The organism is Paenarthrobacter sp. Z7-10, assembly GCF_026932795.1.
Lineage (GTDB): Bacteria > Actinomycetota > Actinomycetes > Actinomycetales > Micrococcaceae > Arthrobacter_M.
Window position 1 is genome coordinate 1 of the sequence record NZ_JADPVH010000101.1, and the last position, 6,853, is coordinate 6,853.

The window sequence follows — 6,853 nt, forward strand, 5'->3', positions numbered from 1 at the left end:
GGCCCCCGGATCTCCCGGGGGCCGCTCCTGTCATCTCTTACCGTTCCCGGCGAAGGTGACGCCTAGTGCAAAACCTTTGCGGCATCGTCGTCGCCGGCCGTGATCTCCTCGTGGTGACCATGGCTGTGCGCGGCTTCGAGCTCGGCCGGTGTGGCCGGTGCGACCCGGTCCTCGAAGAAGAACCGGCTCAGGGCGGAGCGGCGCTTTTCCGAGCCGGTAACGACACCCTTTTTATTCGGGATGCCTGCCTCCGGTTCGGGGGATTCGTACGCCACCAGCGTGTACCGCTTGTAATCATCGAGCTGCGCGTGGACCTCGATGAACTCACCATGGGGCAGCCGGACAATCCGGCCAGTTTCCCGGCCGTGCAGTGCGATCTCACGATCCTTGCGCTGCAGCGCCAGCGCGATCCGCTTGGTGATCATGAACGCAAATACCGGGCCGAGGAAGAACAGCACGCGGAGCCAGTAGATCACGTCGTTCAGGGACACATGGAAGTGTGTCGCAATCAGGTCCGAGCTGGCCGAGGCCCACAGCACGCAGTAGAAGGTGAACCCGGCCATGCCGATGGCGGTGCGGGTGGGAGCGTTGCGCGGACGGTCAAGCACATGGTGTTCGCGGTTGTCCCGGGTAATCCAGCGCTCAATCCAGGGATACGTGAACAGCACGGCGAAAATTATGCCGGCCGGCACCAGCGCCGGGACTAGAACGTTCAGGGAGAGCGTGTTCACGCCCCAGGGGAACGGAATCTGCCATTCCATCGGAATCCCGAAGAGCCAGCCGGGCATCAGCCGCAGCGCACCGTCGACGAACCCGATATACCAGTCGGGCTGCGTGCCGGCCGAGATCGGGGACGGGTCGTAGGGACCGTAGTTCCAGATCGGGTTGATCGTGAACGCCGCAGCCATCAGAGCCACCAGGCCGAAGACGATGAAGAAAAAGCCGCCGGCTTTTGCTGCCTAGACCGGGCCCAGGGGGTAGCCGACGACATTGCCGTCATTGCGGCCCGGGCCAGGGAACTGGGTGTGCTTGTGCACCACGACCATGAAGAGGTGGATGGCGATCATCAGCAGGATCATCGCCGGTACCAGCAGAATGTGCAGTACGTAGAGCCGGCCTATCACGGCCGTTCCCGGGAATTCTCCGCCGAAGAGGAAGAACGAGATGTAGGTGCCTATCACAGGGATGGACTTGATCACACCGTCAATGATGCGCAGTCCGTTGCCGGAGAGCAGGTCATCGGGGAGCGAGTATCCGGTGAACCCGTCGGCCAGGGAGAGGATGAGCAGCACGCCGCCCACCACCCAGTTGAGTTCACGGGGTTTGCGGAAAGCCCCGGTGAAGAACACACGCAGCATGTGCACGGCGATGGAGGCCGTGAACAGCAGCGCGGACCAGTGGTGCACCTGGCGCATGAAGAGACCGCCGCGGACATCGAAGGAGATGTCCAGGGTTGAATTCATCGCCACCGACATGTCCACGCCTTTAAGCGGGAGGTAGCTGCCGTTATAGGTGGTCTCCGCCATCGACGGATCAAAGAAGAAAGTCAGGAAAGTACCGGACATCAGCAGGATGACGAAGGAGTAAAGCGCCACCTCGCCAAACATGAACGACCAATGGTCCGGGAAGACCTTGCGGCCGAATTCGCGCACCATGGCGGAACCGCCGACGCGCTGGTCGACGAAATTCGTGATGCGTCCGACGCTGGTGGCCGGGGTGTATGTGGTTTCTGCTGCGGCGCTCATGATCAGCCACGCTCCCAGAAGCTAGGTCCGACGGGTTCATGGAAATCGCTCTGGGCCACCAAATAGCCCTCCGAGTCGACCTTGATGGGCAGCTGCGGCAGTGGGCGGTTGGCCGGGCCGAAGATGACCTTACATTCCCGCGTCAGGTCGAAAGTCGACTGATGGCAGGGGCACAGAAGGTGGTGCGTCTGCTGCTCATAAAGGGCAACCGGGCATCCAACATGGGTACAGATTTTGGAATAGGCCACAATGCCGTTGTAGCCCCAATCCTCGCGTCCCGGAGAGGGGTGGAGCTCTTCAGGGTTCAAGCGCATGAGCAGCACGACGGCTTTTGACTTTGCCTCCAGCTTGCCTTCCTTCAGTTCATTCAGTCCTTCGGGAATGACATGGTAGGCAGAACCGATGGTGACGTCCGCGGCCTTGATGGGCGTGCCGGTTGGGTCGCGGACCAGCCGAGTGCCGGTCTTCCACATGGTGTGCCGAAGCGCATCCGCGGGCAGTGGCCCGAGGTCGCGGAAGATCGCGATGGCAGGCAGGGGAGCCAGGACGAGTGCGCCGAGGAGTGTGTTGCGGATCAGCGGGCGGCGCTTAATGCCGGTTTCCTCGAGGATGTCTCCGACGATTTTTTCGGCGCCGACGCGGTCCGCTTCGGTGCGGATGGCATGGCGCTCCTCCGACACCTCATGGTCGGGCATCAGGGCCCGGGCCCAGTGCACGATGCCGGTGCCGATGCCGAGCATCGCGAACCCGGTGCCGAGTCCCAGCAGCAGGTTCTGCAGCCGGAGGGTTGAAATCGTGTTGTCCAGCCGGACGCCGAAGTACGCGAAGAAAAACAGCAAGGTGCCGATGACCGAGATGCCAAACAGCGCGGCAACCTGGCGCTCGGCCCGCTTGGCCGCCTTGGGATTCGTGTCGGCCAGCCTCAAACGGTGCGGTGGCAGCCCAGGATCCTGGAACTTATCCACTTCGCCGTGACCAGCCCTAGCTACGGCGCGCGAGTGTGCCTCGGTGCCGTCACTATGGTCGCCCATAATCCCCTCATCCTTCTTTTATCCCGGATTTCCCGGGGTCGAAATTTACGGTGCGTGCGGCTCCCGATCGGGGAACCGCGAAGTGTCAGCTAGGAGGTCCGCGAGGTCAGCCAGATTGTGAAGGCGATGACGACGCCCAGGCCGGCCACCCAGATGAAGAGGCCTTCCGAAACCGGGCCCAGCGAGCCCAGGTCGGCGCCGCCGGGAGAACCGCTGGCGTCAATGGTCTGCAGGAACGTGATGATGTCCCGCTTGTCGTCGGGAGTGATGTTGGCGTCATTGAAGACCGGCATGTTCTGCGGGCCTGTCACCATTGCCTCGTAAATGTGCTGACTGGAAACGCCGGCCAGTGCGGGCGCAAACTTCCCACGGGTCAGCGCTCCGCCGGCGGCGGCCGCGTTATGGCACATCGCGCAGTTGACCCGGAACAATTCGCCACCGGTGGCGGCATTGCCCTTACCGTCCAGGTAGTGCTCTTCCGGAATGGCCGGACCCGCGCCCAATGAGGCAATATAACCGGCCAGCTGCTTAGTCTGCGTCTCGTTGAACTGGCGCGGCTTCTCCTGAGCCTGCGGGCCATTGGCCTCCAGCGGCATGCGCCCGGTGGCCACCTGGAAGTCCACCGCGGCGGCGCCCACGCCCACCAGTGACGGCCCAGTGGGGGAGCCGCCGGCACCCATTCCGTGACAGGTGGCACAGTTGGCGACGAACAGCTTCTGCCCCTCCTTGGTGTCCTGAGCGGAGAAGGTGGTGGTGTCGGCCTTGGCCTGGTTGACAGTCGTGGCTGCGGCGTACAGCCCGCCGGTGAGCATGAGCCCCAGCAGCAGCAGCGCAATGGCTGCCAGTGGATGACGTCGCTTCTGCGAAAGTGCCTTCACGAGGTGTTTCCTTTTGTCGATCCTGCGGCTGGGATCCCGCCGCGAAATAATTTCTGCGTCTTGTAGAAGAAGCTCAAAACCGAGCTTACTTCAGGATGTAGATGACCAAGAACAAGCCGATCCATACGACGTCGACGAAGTGCCAGTAGTACGAGACCACGATCGCGGACGTAGCCTCAAAATGACCGAACTTCTTGGCGGCGAAGCCGCGTCCAATGATCAGCAGGAAAGCGATTAGACCACCGATCACGTGCAGCCCGTGGAATCCGGTCGTGATGTAGAAGGCCGACCCGTAGGCGTTGGAGGACAGCGAAACGTGCTCCGACACGAGGGTGGCGTATTCGGCGGCCTGCCCGGCCACGAAGACGGCTCCCAGCACGAAGGTGACCAGGAACCACTCGGTCATGCCCCAGCGTGCGAAGCGCAGCAGTGAGCCGGCGCGGCGCGGCTGAAGCCGCTCGGCGGCGAACACGCCCATCTGGCAGGTGAAGGAGCTGGAGACCAGCACCAGAGTATTAACCAGCGCATACGGGACGTTGTGCTTGGCCGTCTCGTCCGCCCAAAGGCCCGCGGAGGTGGAGCGGAGGGTGAAGTACATGGCGAAAAGTCCGGCGAAGAACATCAGTTCGCTGGAAAGCCAGACCACCGTCCCCACCGAGACCATATTCGGCCGGTTCAGGGTGGGGTGCGCTGGGATATTGGGGGCATGAGTCGCAGTTGTCACATAGACATTATGTCTATAAAAGTGCCCGCTGCCCAATGCAAAATGCGTTTCGCGGATACTTTTTCTACAAAGCCGCGAAATTCCGCCGATTCTGTTCCGCGGTGGCCGGCGGGTTCATATTGGTCCGACGGCACGCCGGCTCGATACGATCGGGAGGTGACTTCCTTAGCTGCAGCACCCGAACACCGTTTGACCTGGCCGGTTCTCCTCTCGGCGCTCGTTGCCGGAGAAGACCTCAGCACCTCGGATACGCGCTGGGCGATGAACACCATTATGGAGGGCACCGCAACGCCGTCACAGATCGCCGGATTCCTGGTGGCCCTGCGGGCGAAGGGCGAAACCGTCTCGGAACTGGCCGGACTGGTCGAAGCGATGCTGGAAAACGCAAAGCCACTAAGCGTGCGCGGCGACACCCTGGACATCGTTGGCACCGGCGGAGACCGGCTGAACACCGTTAATATTTCCACCATGGCCGCACTCGTGGCCGCTGGGGCGGGAGCGAAAGTCGTTAAGCACGGCAACCGGGCCTCATCCTCGGCCGCCGGCTCAGCCGATGTTCTGGAGGCACTGGGCGTCCGCCTTGATCTGCCCATCGCCGGGGTCGCCGCCGCCGCCGAAACGGTGGGCATTACCTTTTGCTTTGCCCAGGTCTTTCACCCCTCGTTCCGGCACACCGCGGTGCCGCGCAAGGAAATGGGCATTCCGACGGCGTTCAACTTCCTGGGTCCGCTGACCAATCCCGCCCGGGTGTCCGCCTCCGCCGTTGGCGTCGCCGATGCCCGTATGGCACCCCTGGTGGCCGGCGTCTTTGCCGCCCGCGGCAGCCGCGCACTAGTCTTCCGCGGCAGTGATGGACTGGACGAGCTGACGACGACGGGCTCCTCCACGGTCTGGGAGGTCCGCGCCGGAGAGGTGGTCCGCAGTGAATTCGATCCCGCAGACATCGGTGTTCCCCGGGCCACCGTTGAAGACCTCCGCGGTCAAAACGCCCCGTATAACGCCAAAGTGGTCCACCAAATCCTGGCCGGCGAAACCGGGCCGGTGCGCGACGCCGTCGTACTCAACGCCGCGGCAGGACTGGTCGCCAATAGTTCACGCGCCGAGGGGAGCCTGGTCGAGCGGATGGGCCAGGCCAGCGCCCTGGCCACGGCCTCGATCGATAATGGGGCTGCGGCTGCCGTGTTGGCGAGCTGGATCGCCCACTCCACCTCCTTCGCCGGCTGACTGAGCAAGGCGAGGAACACTAACTTGCAGGCTTAGTGGCCCAGCCCGAGGGAAAAAGCCGCATCCAAGTCATGCTGGGAGTACGCGCGGAATGAAATCTGCGTGGTCGTGGAAACCACTCCCTGTACCTTGGAGAGGCGGTCCGCGATGACATCTGCCAGCTCATCGTGGCGGCTCACCCGGGCGACCGCGATGAGATCCCATTCTCCGGTGACGGAATATACCTCGCTGATGCCCTCCAGTTCGGAAATTTCCTGGGCTGACTCAGGGATGCGGGACGCGTCGGTCTTGATCAGGACGAAAGCTGTGATCACGGGTTTTCCAATGCTTGGGCCGTTTGTCGGGCGCGATGGCCGGACTCTCGGTGCCGGCCGGGAACGCTTTGCGGGCAGCCAGGCTGCCCTGAGTTCGAGATTAGCCTAAAAGGGGACTCGGCTGTCCTCAGGTGGCGCGGATCAGCCAACGCGCCGGCGGGATCGGCGGCGCAGCAGCATGCCGGCCAGAGCCCTGTGTCCGAGCAGGAAAAGGCCCAGCACTACGGCGGCCACAAGGACGAAGGAGAGTTGGGCAGTTTTGCCCGACAGCAGGCGGAAGACCATTCCGGCCAGCACTGTCACGATCCACACTGCCACGCCGTTGGGCCACAGCCGCAACGGTCGGCGCCAGCTGCGGCTCGCCAGCCAGGCTAGCACCAGCCCCGCCAAAAATGGCCACGCCGTCAGCAGCACACCAAAGAACGAGTCCCCTTCCGCATGGCTTGCCCGTCCGGAAGCGGCGAAGAGCAGCACAAGCACCACATCCGCGGCCGCCGCGTAGAGAACTATCCTGGACGACGTCGTTTGCGTTTGGTTCACCGTTCCACCGTAACCCGGATCCGGCGGCGGGCCGATCTGAAGCAGCGGGGAGCGGGGTCGGTGGACGCCGAGTGCTCCCCGCGGACTGCCACCGGTTCGCAGGCTGCGGGCAAGCAGGTGGGACAGTCCGGTGGGAAGAAAAGTGCCCGACCTTAGGGCTGGTCGGGCACTTTGCCCCGTGCTGTTGAGTTGTTGGCCGGTTCTTAGCCGATGACCCTGTAGTACGACGGTCCCGATCCGATGTTGACGCTGAAAACGATTGTCTGGCTGCCGTTCCAACCGCTGTGGATAGCCATGCCGCCCCCGATGTAGATGGCGTTATGCGAAAAGCCCATGCCTCCGTCTGCGTAGTAAATGAAGTCGCCCGGCTGAGGATTCGTTACCGGAGCAGCGAATC

Annotated in this window: 7 protein-coding genes and 1 pseudogene; 1 reads left to right on the forward strand and 7 read right to left on the reverse strand. The window is 63.1% G+C overall.

Features of this window, described 5'->3' with window-relative positions; genetic code table 11:
• Window positions 1–62 precede the first annotated feature (62 nt).
• From qcrB to ctaE, 4 genes and pseudogenes are all read right to left on the reverse strand, one after another.
• Window positions 63–1,745, reverse strand: a pseudogene (qcrB, locus tag IV498_RS18315) (cytochrome bc1 complex cytochrome b subunit).
• 2 nt (window positions 1,746–1,747) lie between these two features.
• Window positions 1,748–2,776 carry a cytochrome bc1 complex Rieske iron-sulfur subunit gene (gene qcrA / locus IV498_RS18320; RefSeq protein WP_269048511.1) on the reverse strand — a complete coding sequence of 343 codons (1,029 nt, stop codon included), beginning with the start codon at window positions 2,774–2,776 and terminating at the stop codon, window positions 1,748–1,750.
• A gap of 89 nt (window positions 2,777–2,865) precedes the next feature.
• Entirely contained in the window at window positions 2,866–3,654 is a 789-nt protein-coding gene (gene qcrC, locus IV498_RS18325; protein ID WP_269048512.1) for a cytochrome bc1 complex diheme cytochrome c subunit, read from the reverse strand.
• 85 nt (window positions 3,655–3,739) lie between these two features.
• Window positions 3,740–4,378, reverse strand: a complete 639-nt coding sequence (gene ctaE / locus IV498_RS18330) for an aa3-type cytochrome oxidase subunit III (protein ID WP_269048513.1) — start codon at window positions 4,376–4,378, stop codon at window positions 3,740–3,742.
• 156 nt (window positions 4,379–4,534) lie between these two features.
• Here ctaE and trpD point away from each other — a divergent pair, with 156 nt between their 5' ends.
• Entirely contained in the window at window positions 4,535–5,602 is a 1,068-nt protein-coding gene (trpD, locus tag IV498_RS18335; protein WP_269048514.1) for an anthranilate phosphoribosyltransferase, read from the forward strand.
• A gap of 32 nt (window positions 5,603–5,634) precedes the next feature.
• Here trpD and IV498_RS18340 read toward each other — a convergent pair whose 3' ends face one another.
• From IV498_RS18340 to IV498_RS18350, 3 genes are all read right to left on the reverse strand, one after another.
• Complete coding sequence (locus tag IV498_RS18340) at window positions 5,635–5,916, reverse strand: Lrp/AsnC family transcriptional regulator (protein WP_269048515.1); 282 nt, start codon at window positions 5,914–5,916, stop codon at window positions 5,635–5,637.
• A 141-nt stretch (window positions 5,917–6,057) separates the two neighbouring features.
• The gene (locus tag IV498_RS18345; RefSeq protein WP_269048516.1) at window positions 6,058–6,456 is read right to left on the reverse strand and encodes a DUF3054 domain-containing protein; all 399 of its coding nucleotides are present in this window, start codon (window positions 6,454–6,456) and stop codon (window positions 6,058–6,060) included.
• Window positions 6,457–6,659: 203 nt separating this feature from the next.
• On the reverse strand, window positions 6,660–6,853 hold a 194-nt coding region (locus tag IV498_RS18350), incomplete at its 5' end, for an NlpC/P60 family protein (protein ID WP_269046970.1).

Bases quoted from the DNA above. Each gene is read 5' to 3' on its own strand.
- qcrA (WP_269048511.1), bottom strand. From the start codon at position 2,776: ATGGGCGACCATAGTGACGGCACCGAGGCACACTCGCGCGCCGTAGCT.